The following is an 18,293-nucleotide window of genomic DNA, read 5'->3' on the forward strand; positions in this document are numbered from 1 at the left end:
TCCCCCTTAGTTTTTGCGAGTCAAGCTATCAGATACAATTCGTTCTTGTTCTTTTTTATGCACAGTTGGGTCACCCTCAGCCGTACTTGAACGTCTTCTTCGGCCGATGTAACGTACTTTTACTTTTTCAGGCGCAATCTCACGTAAATATGGCTCAATGTATCCCCAAGCCCCCATATTTTGTGGCTCTTCTTGCACCCATACGATTTCTTCTAAGTTTGTTAGTTTCGATAAAATCGCTTTAATATCTTTGGCTGGGAATGGATATAGTTGTTCCACTCTCGCAATGTGAAGCCAATTTTTCGTCTCTTCCATTTGAGTAAAACGATCACTAATATCGATTGATACCTTCCCGCTAGATAGCACGAGGCGCGATACTTTTTCGTGATCATGCACAAGGCCTGGCTGTTCAAGAACTGGACGGAACTGTCCATCCGTTAATTCCTGGACTTCAGACAATGTGTTCGGGTTACGAAGCAGACTCTTCGGTGTCATGATGACAAGTGGACGAATCTCTTCACGAAGCAGCATTTTCGCCTGTCTTCTAAGGATATGGAAGTATTGTGCTGCACTTGTCAGGTTCGCCACTGTCCAGTTATTCTCAGCAGCTGATTGCAGGAAACGCTCTGTTCTTCCACTTGAATGTTCAGGTCCTTGTCCCTCATATCCATGCGGCAAGAGCATCACTAGACCTGATTTTTGCCCCCATTTTGCGCGGCCAGCTGAAATAAATTGATCGAAATACACTTGAGCCGCATTTGCGAAGTCTCCAAATTGAGCCTCCCAAATGACTAACGTTTCAGGAGAATAGACATTATAACCATATTCAAATCCGATGACTGAGCCCTCTGACAGTGGACTATTATGAACAGTAAATGATGCGTTTGCATCACTCAGCTCATGAAGAGCAATAAATTCATCTCCAGTTTGACTGTCGTGAAGAACAAGGTTTCTTTGAGCAAAAGTACCGCGCTCTGAATCCTGTCCGGTCATTCGAATTGGCGTACCGTCTTTTAATATAGATGCAAATGCAAGTGCTTCCCCAAGCGACCATTCTACTTTACGGTCATCTGTAAACACTTTTGCACGTTTTTCAAGGATCCGCTTGAGCTTACCAAATACTTGGAAATCCTCCGGCCAGCTGATCAATTCTTCATTCAGCTTTCGTAATACATCAAATTCTACTGATGTATCTACTGCTGGGAAGCCATTTGATACTGGTTCTGGCAGTTCAATTTCTTGAATCGTATGCTCTTTCTTTGAAGGCACCTTTTGATAGGCTTCTTCTATTTTCGTTGCTACAGCCTGCTCGATTTCTTCACGCTGCTCTTTCGTTAGAAGACCTTCTGTAACAAGTTTATCTGCAAAGATATTCTTGACCGTTTTGTGCTTTCTGACTGCATCGTACAGCATCGGCTGAGTCGTAGAAGGCTCATCCATTTCGTTATGACCGAATCTGCGGTAACCGATCAAGTCAATTAAGAAATCCTTCTTAAAGCGTTTGCGGTATTCTACAGCTAATTGAACAGCCGCTAAACATGCTTCTGGATCATCTGCATTGACGTGAACAATTGGAATCTCAAATCCTTTTGCAAGGTCACTTGCATATTTTGTTGAGCGAGATTCATTGCTTTCTGTTGTAAATCCGATCATATTGTTTGCAATGATATGGATTGTTCCGCCCACCTGATACCCTACAAGTTGACTTAAATTTAATGTTTCTGCCACAATTCCTTCTCCAGGAAATGCCGCATCACCATGAATTAAGATGGCTAATGCCTTTTCAACGTCTAGAGCTGGATAACCTTTTTGAGTACGTGTTTCCTGAGCGGCACGTGTGCTTCCTTCAATGATTGGATCAATGAATTCCAAGTGACTTGGGTTATTAGCAAGCGTGACTCTCGCACTCTTTGTATCTTCGTCTTTAATTTGGCGATCTGCTCCAAGATGGTACTTTACATCACCTGTCCACCCGTAGCTGATGCCGATAGAGCCTTCTGATGGAACAAGCTCTTTATTTGGCGCATGCTGGAATTCTGAGAAAATAATCTCGTATGGTTTTCCTAACACATGTGCTAATACATTTAAACGGCCTCTGTGTGCCATTCCAATGTTAATATTTGAAGTCCCTTGTGTAACAGACTCTGAAATAATTTCATCAAGTACTGGGACAAGTGCGTCTAATCCTTCTATTGAGAAGCGCTTTTGCCCAACAAATGTTTTATGAAGAAACTGTTCGAACTGCTCAACTTCTGTTAATCTCTTGAAAACAGAAACTAGTTTATCCGCTGGTTTTTTCTTAAATAGTTCACCAGACTCAATCGATTTTGAGAGCCAGTTTCGTTCTTCGAAATCATGCACGTGATCAAACTCAAATGAAATGGTACGCTTATACGTATTTCTCAAATGGTTAATGGCTTCTATGCCGTTTGAAATGTGTTTTGGTGCGTCAGGACTAATAATAGATATTGGAATATTCTTGACGTCTTCTTCTGTTAAACCGTACTCCTTTAAAGGAAACAGCTCTTGTAATTCCTTTTCTTTGCGAAGAGGATTGACGGAAGCATTTAAATGGCCATACGTTCTGATGTCTTCTGCCAGTTTAACGACTGATGCTATCTTTTGGATTTGTTCAGAAGTAACTACTCTATTTTCTTTTTTCCCAATTTCCTCCTTCATTTCACTCGGTGGTGCACCAAGTTCATCAAATATGCCTCTTAGATCTTCATCAACACTAGTAGGATCCTGGACATACTGATCGTAGAGCTCGAGCACATAGCCGAGGTTCGGACCATGAAATTCTTCCCAACTCAACGGTTGTTTCACATCATTTTGAAACATTTTGAACACTACCCCCAACTTTGATCATCAAGTGATTGAACACTATCTCGATATAACTTCCAGAACACAATGACCAAATTTATGTAATAAAACGCTTCCAATAATATTCTACCACTGTTTCGGATTACTTTCTACATTCTTTGTTCAATTAAAGATAAAAAATTCACAGAAAAACAAAAAATTTAAATCATTCCGAAAAATATTTTGAAGAAAGGGGCAAAACCTTATGCCCCAATGCTTTTATGCAGTAATTTCTTCAGTAATGGATATAAGACATCCGGCAATGTATCGACATCTGGTACAAAAATGCTGAACTTGCCATACATATCTTGAATGGTTTTTATCTGTGCTTCTTCGATCGGCGAATTGGATAAAAACACATTGATCACCTCAATGCCCTTTTTCCTCGCCTCAAGAACTGCTTCATGTGTATCGACGATCCCATTTTGTTCGTAGCTGAAGGCAGCTGGCTCTCCGTCTGAAAAGACAATGAGAAACTTTTGCTCTTCTCTTCGTTTTAAAATCATTTTTGTCATTTGGCGAATCGCATAGCCATCCCGGTTATCCTCTTCTGGTTCAAGGGACATAATGGAAGGACCTGCATCAAATAAAGAATCTTTGAACGACACGACTGTGTTGAAATAGTTCGGCTGACTTGTTTCTGTTGCGTCATTTGTATCTTCCCAAAACCCCACAATTTGATGTGGGACTTGAACGGACTTTAATGCTTCGTGAAATAAAACAATTCCTTTTTTCGTCTCGTCCATCTTGTCAAACATGCTGGCAGAACAGTCTACTAATAAAGTGAAAACAGCATCAATCTCCGAAGAAGGTGCCTGTTTTTTATAGAAAAGACGCGGGTTAGACTCTGTAAAATACCGAATCAGCTTTTTACTGAGGCGTCCTGCATGAAGGTCCGTTTTTGGCCATGATTTTTTGTGTTCGAGCGTTTTTTGAATCATCTGTTTTAAGCGTTTCTGATAAGGCTCAATCTCCTTAGCGTGCTGCTTGTATACATCGATTTGTTCTGGCGCGGGAGGATCAGGTGAAATCATGACTGGAAACGCATATTTGTTCTCTTTTCCATTCTCATGAGCATCCGCCCCGCTTTCTTCCCCTTCAGCCTCTTCCAGCGCCTCAAGCTTTGAATAATCTTTTCGGTATGTTTGCTTGGCAGAGCCTTGGACAGTGCCGAGTGCTTGATCTCCGTCATCGCCTTCTCTTGCTGCATCCTTCCCGAGATCACTTTTACCGCCGTGCTCTAAATCAAATTGAAGGAAGCTTTTTGACGGCGCTTCTGTTTCTCGATGCCACACTTCCATATACTCCTGGTGGATATCTTCATCGCCCTCTTTTTCCCGGTCGACTTTGATGTCCTCACTTAATTTAGGTTTTCTTTTCAAGTCATGAAACAGCGGTTCTTTTGCCGCTTTTTCATAGTCCAATTCCGGGAAGAAAAAGTACGTATTCAGCATATCCTTATCAAGAAGCTCATCAAAACCTTCTATTAATTCTTTGACAATGACTGCGATATCTGCTGTTGAACCCGCCTCATATACACGCTCAAGACTTGATTCAATAAACGGAATCATTGGGTTGATCCGCTCGTGGAGAGGCGGAATCTCTTCCAGCGGCGAGTCAGCTGTCAGCTTCACATACATTGCACAATAGAGTGCATCCGTTAGAATGCTTCGCTCTTGGTTAATTGTTAATTGCGTCTTAAAGTGTCGCCGGTACAGCTCTCTTCTTCGTTTAAATACCTTTTTTGTTCCTGGACGTTCGCGTTTAATCCGCTCTTCAATCCGGATATCTTCAAAGAGCATAAACAATTGTTTACATAGATCAGGAATGGTAATTGTATGAGCATAGCGAATGATTTCCTGAAAGACAGTCAGATCACTATAAACGGTTCCTACTGCACGGAGGAACACATCACTTTTTAGCCCGGCTGTCATGTCTTCTTGTTTACGGTCATCCCAAAAATGGCTGATGAAAATTTTCTTTTCAAAAGGCTCATAGTAGGACTGCACTCCGTATTCAAGCTCGACATCATCACTTTTTGCTAACGTTTTAGCTAAATCCGTTAATTCCATAAATAAAAATGAATCGATTCTGCTGTCATTAAATTTGATGAATTTCAAAAGTCAGAACCTCACTCGAATAATGTTTGGGCAATATTTCTTACCGCTGCTTTTTCCCGGTCATCTTCTAGCTTTTCAACAATCCCTCGTTCAACTGCACGAAGCGGCGGGATGTATTGCGCAAGATCACATGTGTCTAGGAGTGCACGGATGGATGCCGCTTCTTCACTTACCTGCCCGTTGTGCGCCTGTGTAATGAGGTCTGATGAGAGCTGCACGAATTGATCGATTAACCGTTCATCCTTTAATACAGATTGGGATTGCAGTACATCCTTTAGGATACCGCCGCCGATATATGGAACGTCAATCACAACAAAACGGTTTTTTAACGCTTCATTTAGAGGCACTGTGCCGACATAGCCTTCATTGATTGCCGCAATCACTCCAAAGCCTTCATCTGCTCTAACGACCTCGCCTGTAAATGGGTTTGTCATCATTTTTCTGTAGTCGAGTACACCGTTTAAAATAGGCAGTGTTTCCGGCTTCGCCATGTTGATTTCATCAATATATAAAAGATGGCCTTTTTTCATCGCTTTCGTTACCGGTCCTTCAATAAATTCAATAGAAGCAACTTGACCATCATTGTGAATGGTTTTATAGCCAATCAAACTTTCTGCATCAAGATCAACCGAGCAGTTCACACTATGCATCGGCTGCTGAAAGAAAGCAGATAAAGTTTCTGCTAGTTTTGTTTTACCTGAGCCAGTCGGCCCTTTTAAAAGAACGTTTTTGCCGAGTGCTAGTGCAATTATCGCATCTTGTATGATAGACGTATCCTGTGATTCATAGCCGCCTGTTCCAATAAGCGGACGGAATTCTTCTTCTAGTCCTTTTGCTTTTGCTTCAATCATTGCTTGAATTTCTTCTGGGAGTGATTGTTCGTTAAACATATATGATTAATTCCTCTCTTCGATCATTTTCCTCACCAAGTATACTAAAAAAACCTTTATGCACTCAATACATAAAGGCTAGACATCTGTTATTTTACCATTTCTTTTGTGATCGCTCCGCAAGCGATGCGTTTCCCTGAGTTTCCAGAAGGGTTGCTTAAGTAATCATCGGCTTCCGCATGAATGATAAAGCTACGCCCATTTTGATCCATTAATTGGTTTGGACCTCCCTTTAACGCCACATCTGGCACATTCACGACAACATCAATTTGCCCATCTGCCCCAACTTCTAAATTAGGCATATCTCCAGCATGGTGGCCCTTTGGGTTATCAAAGCCATGCTCCCGGTGTGTTGGATTAAAGTGAGCCCCTGCCGTTTCAAAATCTGGCGCTTCACATATTCCTGTTTCGTGAATATGAAAGCCATGAGGACCTGGCGGCAGATCTTTCGCTTTCACATGTAAATCCAGGCCATTTTCTGAGGAGTCTCTTACTTCGATGCTTCCTATTTTTTGCCCGTTTTCATTGATGAGTGTCGTGGTAACTGGTGCTTGTTTAGGTGCTGCAACCTCACTGGTTTCTTCTGTCGTTTCTTTTTTCGGCGGTGCATGACATGCTGTTGCGACAAAGACCAGACACATCATGATCATCCACACTGACTTTTTCATATGACTGCCCCCTTTTGATATCAGTATGGACAACCTGATCAATAGGCAAACAAAAAAAAGCCGAAAATCGGCTTTTTTTAGAAGAAACGTTTTGCACCTAAATAGGCTTTTTTCCAATATGGGTTGCTTAAGTTCGATATCCCTACTCCGCTGTCACTTGCATGAAGGAAATCTCCTCCGCCAAGGTATAGTCCCATATGAGATGGACCCGCTTTGTACGTTGTGAAATAAACAAAATCGCCAACTTGAGGTGTGCTCACAGGTGTCATCATACTCCAGTAGCCTGCTGTGCTTAATCTGGATACAGATGAAACCTTGTTAATGAGATAATAAACAAATCCGCTGCAGTCAAATCCAGATGGTGTATTGCCGCCCCATCTGTAAGGAATGCCTGTCAGCTTTTTCCCTTCTTGGATCATCGTCGTGATTTTTGCATTCATCGGCACATCATTTTTGTTATTGTTGACCGGAGTTGTTGAACCGTTAGACGTAGAACCATTCGACCCAGTTGAGCCTGAAGCTGCACCATTAATTTTTAGAACTTGTCCAATTCTAAGCACATCGCTTTTTAAGCTGTTGGCTGTGCGGATGGATTGAACCTGCACTTTAAATTGATTCGCAATTTTCCATAAGGAATCGCCTGATTTTACAGTATAAGATGTCGCTTTCCCGCTTGAAGGCGGGTTGCTTGGTTTAGCAGGTGCTTTCGGCTGACTTGGTTTTGATGCAGCCGTCCCTTTTACTTTCAATACTTGATTCGGATAAATCATATCAGATTTTATCCCATTCAATGTTTTGATTTCACCAATCGACATATTGAGCGAATTCGCAATTTTCCAGAGAGAATCCCCTAATTTAACCTTGTATGTACTTGATGAGGATGAACTATTTGAGTTCGTTGTCTTATTGTTTGAGCTGGAATTTGAAGAGGAGTTTGATGACTGGCCCCCGCTTGTCTTCGTACTTCCAGATACCTTTAGCTTTTGTCCAGGACGAATTAAGTCACTGTTTAAGCTGTTTAGACTTTTTAAGCTTGCGACTGACATTTTATGATTTTTTGCAATGAGCCATAAAGAATCTCCAAGCTTTACAGTGTAGCTTGATGTCGTTGAAGCATTTGATTTCGTTGCTTTTGATCCAGTTGACGAGCTGGATTTTTTGCTTTTTGCGCCAGGAATTTTCAAGCTTTGTCCTGCAAAAATCATCGTCGTTTTTAGTTGATTAAGAGATTGAAGTTCCGAAATACTTGTATTGTACTGTTCGGCAATCTTCCAAAGTGAGTCACCGCTTTTCACTTTGATCGTCTGTGCTTCTGACGGTGCAGCAAACACAGCTGAGCCAGCGATCGCTGAAACTGTGAGGCCGGTTACTACTTTTTTCTTCATAGATGAATCTCCGCCTTTCATATTTCATTCAATAAGACTTATGTACTAGTTTTGAGTTTAGCATTTAATGGTTCTGCTTCTCTTGCACTATTTTATCTTTATTTCTATTATATTACTCGACATGTAGACGTTGGGCAATAACAAATAGGCTAAAGCAGCCAACTCAAAATGCTAAAACAAAGCCATATCGTTTCTATCGGCAGTTTGCTGTATTTATAAACATTTTTTAAGGAATTTTTAAGTTGACGTTTAGAAATTTGTCAAAACAAGCACGGTGCTAGTTTCATAGTTCTATTCTACATGACAAATTTTTCTGTATCAAATGACTTTTTACTCAATTGGCTGTTTTTTCTCCTCAAATGAAAAAAAGCATCCTTCCGAATGAAGAATGCAGCGATTCATTTTTATTTCCTTATTTCAGGTTCTTTTACAGTGAGCGGATAAAGGACTCCTTCTTTCGCAAACGACATTTTTCCCGTTTCTTCTGATACGACGAGAACAAGTGCATCGGTCATACCGGAGAGTCCGATCGCAGCCCTGTGTCTTGTCCCGAGAGAAGGACTAACTTTTTTTGAAGTAAGCGGGAGCACATTTGCAGCAGATACGAGTGTATTCTCTTTGACTAAAAGAGCACCATCATGAAGTGGATTTCCTGGGTAGAAAATGCTTTCTATTAATGAAGCACTAATTTTCGCATGAAGATTTGTCCCTTTTTGAATAAAATCCTCAACCTCATCACGCCTTTGAATCACAATAAGTGCCCCGTGTTTTTGTTTTGATAAGTTCTCAATGGCTAACGAAAATTGAGCAAATCCAGGTGTGAATTCTTCCATATACGATTGCAAATAAAACGAGGAAGCCTCTGCGTGCATTTCATTAAACTCATCATGTAATGACTCGAGATCACAAAGTAGACATTGCTCGATCTCATCAAGGGAATCAATAATGTCACTTGCATCCTTCATGATTTTCATCAAGTGTGTTCTCATGTCCACTTTAAATAGCGCTTCTTCATTCGTACGATTGATCATTTGACCTTTTCCCTCCTCCTTTTTGTTGTCATAAAATAACAAATTATGCGCATTCTATTGATATGGAGGTGACTTAATATGACCATTCAGAAAGTGATTCAATATACTTGCAGCATTTTAGGTGTTGTCAGTCTTTCCTTTATTTATGCCCAAATGTTTAAAAAAACGAAGCCATCTAAGAAAAATAATCCGACGGAGAATTGATTTTTTTACATAGCATGATATAATCCTCTCGTTATTTCTGTTCAGAGAGGAACTTATGATGAGAGAAACAAATAGCATTCGAGCTAAGGTGACACTATTTTTAACCATTTTGATTCCGATTTTAATCACTCAAGCGGGTCTTTCGCTTATTACGTTTTTAGACACCGTAATGTCTGGAAAAGTGAGTGCAGAAGACCTTGCGGGTGTTGCGATCGGTTCTAGTATTTGGACACCCGTTTATACAGGACTTGCTGGTATATTAATGGCCGTTACGCCGATTGTCGCTCAACTGATGGGCGCTGGGCATAAAAAAGATGTTCCCAAGGCTGTCTTTCAGGCGATTTATTTATCCTTTCTTTTAAGTATCGGTGTGATTGCGATTGGTACAATCAGCATCCCTTACGTATTAGGTGGACTTGGACTTGAGCAATCCGTAGAGGATATTGCGCGGCATTTTCTCAGTTTTCTTGCTTTTGGTATCATCCCGCTGTTTGGTTATTCGGTACTCAGGTCATTTATTGATGCATTAGGGAAAACACGTGTGACGATGTTCATCACGTTAACAGCACTTCCTATTAACTTTGCTTTAAACTATGTATTTATTTTTGGGAATTTTGGCTTTCCAAAGCTTGGCGGTGCGGGAGCTGGCCTTGCATCTGCGATGACGTATTGGGCCATTTTCATCATGAGTATTTGTATTGTCATGAAAGCAGAACCATTTGCCTCATTTCGTTTGTTTCAAAAACTGCCTCGAATCAATATCTCCCGTATGGGGCAAATACTGAAAATCGGTCTTCCTATTGGGTTTGCGATCTTTTTTGAAACGAGTATCTTTGCAGCTGTCACGCTGTTAATGGGTCACTTTGATACTGTGACGATTGCAAGTCACCAGGCTGCGATGAACTTTGCTTCTATCTTATATATTTTACCGCTCAGTATCTCAATGGCTTTAACAATTGTCGTTGGGTTTGAATCCGGTGCCAAGCGGTATAAAGACGCGCAAAACTACAGCTATATCGGAATTGGAACGGCGGTATTATTCTCATTGTGTACGGCGGCACTCATTTTGTTATTTAGACCAGAGATTGCTGGTTTATACACAGCTGAATCGGCTGTTTTACAGTTGACACAGCACTTTTTGATTTATGCGATCTTTTTCCAGCTGTCAGATGCAATTGCTGCACCCATTCAAGGGGCTCTGCGCGGCTATAAAGATGTGAACTATACTCTCATTGCCGCATTTGTTTCTTACTGGGTGATCGGTCTTCCTTCCGGCTATTTGATTGGCACCTATACCTCATTTGGGGCATTTGGCTATTGGATTGGTCTCATTGCAGGACTTGCCGCTGGTGCTGTCGTCCTCTTTATCCGCCTCAGATTGATTGAAAAACGCTTGCTTCAGCAAGCGCTCAATCACTAAATACGACACAAAAAAAAGCAGCTGATCGATGTCAGCTGCTTTTTTATTTAGTCATTCCATTGGTACGTCCAGAAAATTTCTTCATCGAACCATTTTTGGACGACAGGTTCTTTGTTTTTCAGCTTCTGTTCAAGCTCTCTCAGCATGCCTTCTGTTTGCGTTCTATGCGCTCTCAGTGCATTTAATTTGATATCTGCTACATCTGTAATGTCGATCATAATATCTGCATTTCCCAGCACTTCTTCTCTATTTCTCGTAATGGCCATGCAGTATGTGACAGGACGGTCTTCTTTTTTCTTACGGTAAAGAGCGCGAATAACCGCTTCTCCTGTCGCATCATGATCAGGGTGTACACCGTGTCCTGGATAAAACGTGACAATCAGTGTAGGTTTGACTTCATCAATGATGTTTTCCATCACATCAGCTAAATACTCGTCGTCTTCAAATTCCAATGTTTTATCACGAAGTCCAAGCATACGTAAGTCTGTGATATCCATTTCTTTGCAGGCATTGATTAATTCCTGTTTTCTTAATTCAGGAAGTGTTTCGCGATTGGCATATGTTGGGCTGCCCATATTTCTGCCCATTTCCCCAAGTGTCCCGCATGCATACGTGACTGGGATTCCGCGTTTTCTGCTTTGTGCAATGAGACCTGCAACCCCAAAGGATTCATCATCTGGGTGAGGCAACATCACTAGTACATGTTCGTTCATGACTCGTCACCCTTTCTTCTACACCTGAAATGGTGTTTCACTAATTTGTAATGAGATCGCTAGTTTTCCGTCTGGCAAGTGCCCTGCTAACAGCAGGCGGCCATGGTCATCAAACACATAATCCGTTAATCCTTCTGCGTAAATCCAGCCATCTTCTGTTTTCATTCCAACACGGTACGGACCTTGTCCTTTTATTTTCGCCTGTGAATAGACGACTTTCGCATTTCGGATATAAGCCACGACCGTCATATTTTGTTCATTTACATGAGCTGAATAAGAACCCGTTGTCGTTTCAAGATGAACGAAAACTGGACGATTTAAAAACGATTCAAGATGTGTTGTGACATCTTCCGTTTGAATTGGTTTCATGAGTGGTTCCTTCCTTCATTTTGAATTAATTCTCGCAGCTTTTTTGTATGTAAGCTGATCAGTTGCAGCTGATGATCATGCTCAAGCTCACTTTCTAATATTCTCTCTACAGCGAGCACATATTTTTGATGGAATGATTTTCTCGCCCGCGGATGAGTGCGCGCATCGCTTAAATCATCACATATCGCCTCGAGTAAAGAAGACATATCATCGACATCAAGCTGACGATTTTTCCATAAAGATTGATAAGCGGCTGCAAGCTCATTGGCAGATGACATGTAATCACCTCTACAGTTTTGGTAACAACTTATTATGACATGATCCGCCTTCAAAAAAAAGCAAACTGCTTGTTCCACTTAATGAGAATTCGCTGTTTTTTTCATGCGTAATTGAGAGGTAGTAAATAATAAAATCGCCACCCAGATACAAAGAAACGTCACGATTTTAGCTGAAGATAAATGCTCGTGATACACAAATAACCCCAAAAACAGCGTAATCGTCGGTGCAATGTATTGTAAAATGCCCACTTGATAAAGAGGAATTCTTTTTGCGCCTTCAGAGAATAAAAGAAGTGGCACCGCTGTAAAGACCCCTGCAAAGAATAAGAGACCAAGCGATCCGAAGCTGTTAGGATTCATTGTCACCACAGGTTCTTTTAAGAAGAACAATAAGTACACAAGGGCCGCTGGGGCTAAAAGCAGCGTTTCAATTGTCAATCCAATTGCACTCGTGAAGCTCATTCTTTTTTTAATCAATCCATAAAAACCGAAGCTAAAGGCAAGTAATATCGCAACGACAGGAAATGAACCGTACTGAATCGTGGAAAGAATCACCCCAGTGGCGGCAATTAGTATCGCAATGGTTTGTAATTTATTGAGCCGCTCTTTCAAGAAAATGATGCCTAGTAAAACAGAGACAAGCGGATTAATATAATACCCTAAACTAGCTTCTAGCATGAGATGGTGATTGACTGCCCAAATGTACACATACCAGTTAACCGAAATTAAAATAGCAGATAAAAGTAGTGAAAAAAGTGCTTTACCATCCAGCATGAGACCCTTCACTGTCTGCATCGCCGGCCGGACTTGTTTTAAATACAGTAGAATACCGCACATAAAAACAAATGACCATAAAATTCTGTGCGCTAAAATTTCGCCTGACGAAATATGCTCCATCAGTTTCCAATATAACGGGAATAATCCCCATAATGTAAAAGATGCTGCCGTATAGAGAACACCTTTTGATTGTTGCTGATCGTTCAATCTAACCATTCCTTTCTAAACCTATCGTATATTATAGCACGCACTCAGGTGAATGGGCATATACTAATTCAGGGCATTTAGAAAGGATGATTTGCATGTTTGACTGGAACCGATTATTCCCTTTTCAAAAGCAATTTTCAAAAGAAGCCTTAAAGAATTCAGACCCTAAAGACGTTGAGCAGTATGTCAATCAAGTGATGGAAAGTGTATTCGGCTCCAATTATCCTGCTCAGTTCCCTTTTCAGGATCCACTCTCTCAACATCAAAAAACAAGAGAAACAGACGTCAAAAAAGAACCCGAAGTGGAAGTGTTCGAAACCACTGATCACGTGTTCGTTAAAATTGAGCTTGCTCGGCCGAACACAGAAAAAGTAAAAATCAAACATACAGCCAACCTGCTGTTTATTGATCATTTTCCTGAGGAAGGCACGCAGAAGAAAGTTGTCCTTCCTGCTGCTGTAAAAAGAAAAGGAACGAAGGCTTCGTATCAGGACGGTATTTTGGAGATTATGTTTTTAAAGCATGATGATCCGGGGATCTCTGAAATCGATATTCCATTATAAAAAGCCTGCTTACATATAGAAGCAGGCTTACTCTTTTTTCTTAATAGTATGGTGGATATCCGCCGCCATAAGGTGGTGGAGCAGGCGGTGGTGGTGGGTAATATGGACGGGGATAATTAAAAATCGCACTTCCTAAAAATCCGCCAAGCAGTCCGCCGACTAAAGGAGCGCCAAAACCAAAAAACAAAGGGACTCTGGATTCATATGGCGGAATGCCAGGGGCGCCGCCTCGGAAATACGGAGTATGAGGGTACATGCATTTCTCCTCCTTTGTCATGTGCCTAACATCAGCATATTCATCAGGAGTCAAAACGTTTGGGCAAACCTGAAACTAGGCTTGCTCCTTTTTTTCATGAGATTCTGTATACTCCCCTGCCCACCTAGATACCTCATGAAACACATTATTTAGCGCATTTCCTTTTTCAGTTAAACAATAAATGACTTTAACAGGCGTCTCAGGCAGAACAGTTCGCTCTATAATCCTTTCTTGCTCAAGTTCTTTTAAACGCTCTGCGAGCATTTTTTGACTGATAGATGGGATAATGTCCGTCATGTCTTTAAAGCGCTTTGGACCATCAAGCAATACATGAATAATGAGACCATTCCACCTTTTGCCTAGCAGTAAAAAAGCTTGCTGAATGTGTGGACATAATTGAAATTCCATAAATTTCAGCCTTTCTTTTCATGATTGTTTGACAAACTAACGGTATACAATTTAAAATAGCTCTAGTTACAATAAGTAAGTTTCTCACTTTTTTAGTTATTGTACCATACTATTTGCAAAAACGGGAGGAAATATCCATATGGCGACTGATCAAAAAACAATTGACATTTTAAAACAAAGAGCTTCAGTAAAAGAGTATGATACAACTCATGAAATGACAAAAGAAGAGCTAACAGAGCTGCTTGATATCACAACTAAAGCACCATCTGCGTGGAATCTTCAGCATTGGCATTTCACTGTTTTCCATAGTGCTGAATCTAAAGCGAAGTTACTTCCAATCGCTTACAACCAAAAGCAAATCTCACAAGCATCAGCTGTTATTGCTGTACTAGGTGATCTTGAAGCCAATCAAAATGGTGAAAAAATATACAGTGAGCTGGCAGAACAAGGCTTCATTACTGAAGACATCAAAGAAACATTGATGACTCAAATCAATGGCGCATACCAAAGCGAGCAGTATGCACGTGAAGCTGCGTATTCAAATGCTTCATTAGCTGCTATGCAATTAATGATTGCTGCAAAAGCAATGGGCTATGATACATGCGCAATGGGTGGTTTCAGTAAAGACGCCTTCATCAAAGAATTCAATGTAAGCGGACGTTATGAGCCAGTCATGTTGATTTCAGTTGGTAAAGCAGCGAAAGAAGCTCATAAAAGCAATCGTTTCGACACCGAACAAGTATCTGATTTCCTTTAAGATTGGCAAGGCCTCAGCTTTCATGCTGAGGCTTTTTTTATTTGGTTTAAATATTATTCCTACATACTTTCTTTTCACTTTACCCCTTTTCACCTTCACCCTTTCTCCTTTTTAAGAATGAAAGCGTTATATTAGTATGATATTCGCCAAAATGATTGTTTTTTCTGAAAATGGTCTTGTGATCTAATCTGACAACTGCTATTATTATGAAATTACAAAAAATTCAGGAGGGAATCATGAATAAAAAATTGATACTGGCACTACTTATAGCGATTCCATTCATCGGACAGCTCGCACTGCTGCCCTTTGCAAATCGTATTCATCCATTTGTGATAGGGCTTCCTTTTTTCCACTTCTGGCTCTTACTATGGATTGTTCTCACACCAATCTGCACATTCATCATTTACCGGATGCAACATTCAAATGGAGGAACTGACTAATGCAAGGAAATTTAACAGCTTTATTGATTACTGCAAGTATTATTTTCATCGTCGTGGTCATCGGATTTGCCGCTGGCCGGGATAAATCATCGAGACAGTCAGTAGAGGAATGGTCTGTCGGCGGGAGAAAATTTGGCGGTCTGCTCGTCTGGTTCCTCGTAGGCGCAGATTTATATACCGCTTATACCTTTTTAGGGCTCACTAGTACAGCCTATACAGCTGGAAGTGTCGCTTTTTTCGCTATCCCCTATTCAGTTCTAGCGTATTTTATTGCTTATTTCTTCTTACCAAAGCTATGGACGGTTGCGAAAAATCACAACCTCACAACGCTCGCTGATTATGCACGTGAGCGGTTTGACAGCAAGCTGTTATCCAGTTTGATTGCGATTATTGGAGTACTTATGCTGATTCCTTATATTTGTCTTCAGCTGAGCGGGATTCAAGATACGTTAACTGTCGCTGGTACTAGTTATATTAATGTGAATGCAGTTGTTATTATTTCATTTATTTTAGTCGCACTTTATACATTTTTCAGTGGTATTAAAGGTCCTACATATACAGCCATTATTAAGGATATTCTCGTTTGGGTCATCATGCTGTTTATGGTGGTTTCACTGCCAATCATTCATTTTAACGGCTGGACCCCGATGATGAATACGTTAGCTAAGGAAGCGCCACAGCTTCTGACGATCCCTGACGGCGGTCCTAAAGGCATTTTATGGTTCATTACCGCTTCAGGCGTTTCTGCCCTTGCTTTGTTTATGTGGGCGCATGCGGCAACAGGGGTTTTTACAGCCAAAAGTGCAGATGCCATCCGTAAAAACAGTATGTTTTTGCCTCTTTATAACATCGTATTGATTTTGGTCATCTTCCTTGGATTTATTGCCTTTTTAGTCTTACCTGAAGATACAAATCCAAGATTTGCTCTTCTTCATTTAATTCAAACGTCATATGGTGGTGTGATGCAGGGCCTCGCTTATTCAACAATTGCACTGGCTTCCCTCATTCCATGCTCAATCATGGCCATTGGCGCATCGAATTTATTTGCCAATAATTTATACCGTGACTTAATTCATCCGAATGTATCACCAAAAAGATTGACCATCATTACACGTTCAATGGTGTTTATCGTCATCGGACTGGCCCTTTTATTCGGGATGCTCTTCCCAACAGCACTTGTAACGCTTCAGCTCATTGGCGTTTCAGGAATGGTTCAAATTTTCCCAGCCATTGCGATCAGCTTGTTCTGGAAAAAACAATCAAGAGAAGCAACGATTGCGGGGTTAGTTGTTGGCATCATCGTCACCTTTACAGCCAATATCTCACAAGTCACGTTCGGTCTTTATGAAGGTTTTCTCGGTTTACTAGCAAACGTTGTGGTCATCTTGATCTTGAATCCATTCTTCCAAAAGCATGTCACAGACAATTCTGTCATAAATGATCTTTTTGAAAAAGATAACGAAAAAACAGAAGCGACTGTAAACAACGCGTAAACATAAAAAGAGCAGTCCCCCTTATGAGGACTGCTCTTTATTTCATTTCTTTTTTCAAAACTTCAATGGCTTTTTTCATTTGAGTATCATTGTTCTTTAGCTTATCTTGGATCTTTGTCATCAGTACTGTCGTTGTATCTCCTGTCAGAATACCGTCTGTTTTCAGATCGTTGTCTGTTTGGAAGCGTTTGACGATAGACTGGAAAGCTTGATCGTACTCACCATTTGCTTTTGCTTTGTAGCCAAGCGCTTGGAACATTTTTTGAGCCGCTTTGACTTCATCTCCATTGTCATTCAGCTGATACGATTTTTTCGGACTTAAGTATGGCAGCTTTGCATAACTTGGGAGCGATGCTTTGACCTGTGGTTCAATTCCTTTTTTGTGAATCCAAGAACCATCCGGCGTCAGCCACTTGGCGATGGTTAACTTGACGCTAGAACCATCATTATAGCTTTGTGCATTTTGAACAGTTCCTTTACCAAATGTCTTTTCACCAATAATTTTGATACCTGAAGATTGGTGCAGAGCCGCCGCCATGATTTCAGCAGCGCTAGCTGAGCCGCCATTTACAAGAACAACTGCCGACTGATGAACTTTACGTTCTTTTTCAGCCTTGTACTCTTCTTTCTTCCCTTTTTCTTCAACTTGCATGATGACTTTCCCTTTATCGATAAAGTCATTACTCATTTCAATCGCTTCTGTCATAATGCCGCCTGGATTATCTCTCAGGTCGATGACAAAGCCTTTTGCCCCTTTTTTCTCGAGGTCATCAATGGCTTTATCTAGCTCTTTCGATGTTGTTTCAGCAAAGGACGTAATTTGAATTTCTCCTATTTTGTCTTTTGTGAGTTTTGCATACACCGTTTCAAGCGGAATGGTGTCTCTTGTGATCGTCACATCAACATTGCCCACTCCTTGGCGGTTAAGGTGCAGCTTGACATCCGTTCCTTTTTTCCCTCTAATAAGAGAAACTGCTTTATTGACCGACATGCCTTTTGTGCTTTTCCCATCCACCTTTAAAATACGATCATGAGGTTTCAACCCGGCTTTTTCAGCAGGAGAGCCTTTAATCGGTGCGACAATTAAAATTTGCCCATCCTTCTCTTCTACTTGTGCACCAATTCCTTCAAATGATGATGAAATGGTGTTGTTAAATCCTTCGGCTTCCTCCTGATCCATATATGTAGAGTATGGATCATCAAGTGATGCAATCATTCCTTGAATCGCACCATCTACTAGTTTTTGATCATCCGTTTTTTCGTAATACTCATCTTTTACCTTCGTATACGCCGCCATGAGTTTACTAAACTTCTCGTCTCCTGAGACACTGACAGCCCCTTGTTTTGTGATCACAAATGTAATCGCAGAGGACAGGGCCGCTGTCACCAGAATGGCGATCACGAACTTAAATTGTTTTTTCAAAAAAACACCACCTTTATCTCCTTTCATTA

General features: G+C 40.9%; 19 protein-coding genes. 6 read left to right on the forward strand and 13 right to left on the reverse strand.

Annotated features, from left to right (window positions below; translation table 11 throughout):
* Nucleotides 1-6 precede the first annotated feature (6 nt).
* From sucA to cdaS, 6 genes are all read right to left on the reverse strand, one after another.
* Nucleotides 7-2,841 carry a 2-oxoglutarate dehydrogenase E1 component gene (gene sucA, locus MKZ03_RS09300; protein WP_340972880.1) on the reverse strand — a complete coding sequence of 945 codons (2,835 nt, stop codon included), beginning with the start codon at nt 2,839-2,841 and terminating at the stop codon, nt 7-9.
* Between the two features lie 224 nt (nt 2,842-3,065).
* Nucleotides 3,066-4,982, reverse strand: coding sequence for a vWA domain-containing protein (locus MKZ03_RS09305; RefSeq protein WP_341031640.1), 1,917 nt, complete (start codon nt 4,980-4,982; stop codon nt 3,066-3,068).
* A gap of 11 nt (nt 4,983-4,993) precedes the next feature.
* On the reverse strand, nt 4,994-5,872 hold the full coding sequence (locus tag MKZ03_RS09310; protein ID WP_341031641.1) for an ATP-binding protein: 879 nt from the start codon (nt 5,870-5,872) through the stop codon (nt 4,994-4,996).
* Between the two features lie 89 nt (nt 5,873-5,961).
* Nucleotides 5,962-6,540, reverse strand: a complete 579-nt coding sequence (locus MKZ03_RS09315) for a superoxide dismutase family protein (protein WP_334749438.1) — start codon at nt 6,538-6,540, stop codon at nt 5,962-5,964.
* A 77-nt stretch (nt 6,541-6,617) separates the two neighbouring features.
* Nucleotides 6,618-7,925 carry a C40 family peptidase gene (locus MKZ03_RS09320; RefSeq protein ID WP_341031645.1) on the reverse strand — a complete coding sequence of 436 codons (1,308 nt, stop codon included), beginning with the start codon at nt 7,923-7,925 and terminating at the stop codon, nt 6,618-6,620.
* A 404-nt stretch (nt 7,926-8,329) separates the two neighbouring features.
* Nucleotides 8,330-8,956: a sporulation-specific diadenylate cyclase CdaS gene (cdaS, locus tag MKZ03_RS09325; protein ID WP_034660930.1), complete on the reverse strand. Its 627-nt coding sequence runs from the start codon at nt 8,954-8,956 to the stop codon at nt 8,330-8,332.
* Nucleotides 8,957-9,034: 78 nt separating this feature from the next.
* Between cdaS and MKZ03_RS09330 the strand changes: the two genes are divergently transcribed.
* Both MKZ03_RS09330 and MKZ03_RS09335 read left to right on the forward strand, forming a co-directional pair.
* Complete coding sequence (locus MKZ03_RS09330) at nt 9,035-9,160, forward strand: hypothetical protein (protein ID WP_341031648.1); 126 nt, start codon at nt 9,035-9,037, stop codon at nt 9,158-9,160.
* A 58-nt stretch (nt 9,161-9,218) separates the two neighbouring features.
* Complete coding sequence (locus tag MKZ03_RS09335) at nt 9,219-10,580, forward strand: MATE family efflux transporter (RefSeq protein WP_034660931.1); 1,362 nt, start codon at nt 9,219-9,221, stop codon at nt 10,578-10,580.
* Nucleotides 10,581-10,627: 47 nt separating this feature from the next.
* Here the strand turns inward: MKZ03_RS09335 and bshB2 are convergent, their stop codons facing one another.
* From bshB2 to rarD, 4 genes are all read right to left on the reverse strand, one after another.
* Complete coding sequence (bshB2, locus tag MKZ03_RS09340) at nt 10,628-11,293, reverse strand: bacillithiol biosynthesis deacetylase BshB2 (protein WP_034660932.1); 666 nt, start codon at nt 11,291-11,293, stop codon at nt 10,628-10,630.
* 18 nt (nt 11,294-11,311) lie between these two features.
* Nucleotides 11,312-11,662, reverse strand: coding sequence for a YojF family protein (locus MKZ03_RS09345; protein WP_034660934.1), 351 nt, complete (start codon nt 11,660-11,662; stop codon nt 11,312-11,314).
* On the reverse strand, nt 11,659-11,940 hold the full coding sequence (locus MKZ03_RS09350; protein WP_034660935.1) for a hypothetical protein: 282 nt from the start codon (nt 11,938-11,940) through the stop codon (nt 11,659-11,661). The genes MKZ03_RS09345 and MKZ03_RS09350 overlap by 4 nt, the downstream gene beginning before the upstream one ends.
* 78 nt (nt 11,941-12,018) lie before the next feature.
* Nucleotides 12,019-12,924: an EamA family transporter RarD gene (gene rarD, locus MKZ03_RS09355; RefSeq protein WP_095285293.1), complete on the reverse strand. Its 906-nt coding sequence runs from the start codon at nt 12,922-12,924 to the stop codon at nt 12,019-12,021.
* Between the two features lie 95 nt (nt 12,925-13,019).
* Here rarD and MKZ03_RS09360 point away from each other — a divergent pair, with 95 nt between their 5' ends.
* Nucleotides 13,020-13,487: an Hsp20/alpha crystallin family protein gene (locus tag MKZ03_RS09360; protein WP_106072814.1), complete on the forward strand. Its 468-nt coding sequence runs from the start codon at nt 13,020-13,022 to the stop codon at nt 13,485-13,487.
* Nucleotides 13,488-13,527: 40 nt separating this feature from the next.
* On the opposite strand, the gene MKZ03_RS09365 is transcribed toward MKZ03_RS09360, so the two are convergent.
* Both MKZ03_RS09365 and MKZ03_RS09370 read right to left on the reverse strand, forming a co-directional pair.
* Entirely contained in the window at nt 13,528-13,743 is a 216-nt protein-coding gene (locus MKZ03_RS09365; protein WP_034660939.1) for a hypothetical protein, read from the reverse strand.
* A 75-nt stretch (nt 13,744-13,818) separates the two neighbouring features.
* Nucleotides 13,819-14,151, reverse strand: coding sequence for a winged helix-turn-helix transcriptional regulator (locus MKZ03_RS09370; RefSeq protein WP_034660940.1), 333 nt, complete (start codon nt 14,149-14,151; stop codon nt 13,819-13,821).
* A gap of 139 nt (nt 14,152-14,290) precedes the next feature.
* Here MKZ03_RS09370 and MKZ03_RS09375 point away from each other — a divergent pair, with 139 nt between their 5' ends.
* From MKZ03_RS09375 to MKZ03_RS09385, 3 genes are all read left to right on the forward strand, one after another.
* Nucleotides 14,291-14,908: a nitroreductase family protein gene (locus tag MKZ03_RS09375; protein ID WP_340972886.1), complete on the forward strand. Its 618-nt coding sequence runs from the start codon at nt 14,291-14,293 to the stop codon at nt 14,906-14,908.
* Between the two features lie 236 nt (nt 14,909-15,144).
* Nucleotides 15,145-15,348, forward strand: coding sequence for a DUF3311 domain-containing protein (locus tag MKZ03_RS09380; RefSeq protein WP_034660942.1), 204 nt, complete (start codon nt 15,145-15,147; stop codon nt 15,346-15,348).
* Nucleotides 15,348-16,841, forward strand: a complete 1,494-nt coding sequence (locus MKZ03_RS09385) for a sodium:solute symporter family protein (protein ID WP_034660944.1) — start codon at nt 15,348-15,350, stop codon at nt 16,839-16,841. The genes MKZ03_RS09380 and MKZ03_RS09385 overlap by 1 nt, the downstream gene beginning before the upstream one ends.
* A gap of 37 nt (nt 16,842-16,878) precedes the next feature.
* Here the strand turns inward: MKZ03_RS09385 and MKZ03_RS09390 are convergent, their stop codons facing one another.
* Nucleotides 16,879-18,264 (reverse strand): S41 family peptidase, encoded by a 1,386-nt coding sequence (locus MKZ03_RS09390; RefSeq protein WP_340972888.1) that lies wholly within the window; start codon nt 18,262-18,264, stop codon nt 16,879-16,881.
* Nucleotides 18,265-18,293: the final 29 nt, after the last annotated feature.

It is taken from the genome of Bacillus sp. FSL R5-0431 (assembly GCF_038002985.1).
Classification (GTDB): Bacteria; Bacillota; Bacilli; order Bacillales; family Bacillaceae; genus Bacillus.

What these genes read in the sequence shown, in the direction of transcription:
- MKZ03_RS09360 (WP_106072814.1), top strand. Translation starts at nt 13,020, where the DNA reads ATGTTTGACTGGAACCGATTATTCCCTTTTCAAAAGCAATTTTCAAAA.
- MKZ03_RS09350 (WP_034660935.1), bottom strand. Translation starts at nt 11,940, where the DNA reads ATGTCATCTGCCAATGAGCTTGCAGCCGCTTATCAATCTTTATGGAAA.
- MKZ03_RS09365 (WP_034660939.1), bottom strand. Translation starts at nt 13,743, where the DNA reads ATGTACCCTCATACTCCGTATTTCCGAGGCGGCGCCCCTGGCATTCCG.
- bshB2 (WP_034660932.1), bottom strand. Translation starts at nt 11,293, where the DNA reads ATGAACGAACATGTACTAGTGATGTTGCCTCACCCAGATGATGAATCC.
- MKZ03_RS09385 (WP_034660944.1), top strand. Translation starts at nt 15,348, where the DNA reads ATGCAAGGAAATTTAACAGCTTTATTGATTACTGCAAGTATTATTTTC.
- MKZ03_RS09320 (WP_341031645.1), bottom strand. Translation starts at nt 7,925, where the DNA reads ATGAAGAAAAAAGTAGTAACCGGCCTCACAGTTTCAGCGATCGCTGGC.
- MKZ03_RS09375 (WP_340972886.1), top strand. Translation starts at nt 14,291, where the DNA reads ATGGCGACTGATCAAAAAACAATTGACATTTTAAAACAAAGAGCTTCA.
- cdaS (WP_034660930.1), bottom strand. Translation starts at nt 8,956, where the DNA reads ATGATCAATCGTACGAATGAAGAAGCGCTATTTAAAGTGGACATGAGA.
- MKZ03_RS09330 (WP_341031648.1), top strand. Translation starts at nt 9,035, where the DNA reads ATGACCATTCAGAAAGTGATTCAATATACTTGCAGCATTTTAGGTGTT.
- MKZ03_RS09370 (WP_034660940.1), bottom strand. Translation starts at nt 14,151, where the DNA reads ATGGAATTTCAATTATGTCCACACATTCAGCAAGCTTTTTTACTGCTA.
- MKZ03_RS09310 (WP_341031641.1), bottom strand. Translation starts at nt 5,872, where the DNA reads ATGTTTAACGAACAATCACTCCCAGAAGAAATTCAAGCAATGATTGAA.
- MKZ03_RS09380 (WP_034660942.1), top strand. Translation starts at nt 15,145, where the DNA reads ATGAATAAAAAATTGATACTGGCACTACTTATAGCGATTCCATTCATC.
- MKZ03_RS09315 (WP_334749438.1), bottom strand. Translation starts at nt 6,540, where the DNA reads ATGAAAAAGTCAGTGTGGATGATCATGATGTGTCTGGTCTTTGTCGCA.
- MKZ03_RS09335 (WP_034660931.1), top strand. Translation starts at nt 9,219, where the DNA reads ATGAGAGAAACAAATAGCATTCGAGCTAAGGTGACACTATTTTTAACC.
- MKZ03_RS09345 (WP_034660934.1), bottom strand. Translation starts at nt 11,662, where the DNA reads ATGAAACCAATTCAAACGGAAGATGTCACAACACATCTTGAATCGTTT.
- sucA (WP_340972880.1), bottom strand. Translation starts at nt 2,841, where the DNA reads ATGTTTCAAAATGATGTGAAACAACCGTTGAGTTGGGAAGAATTTCAT.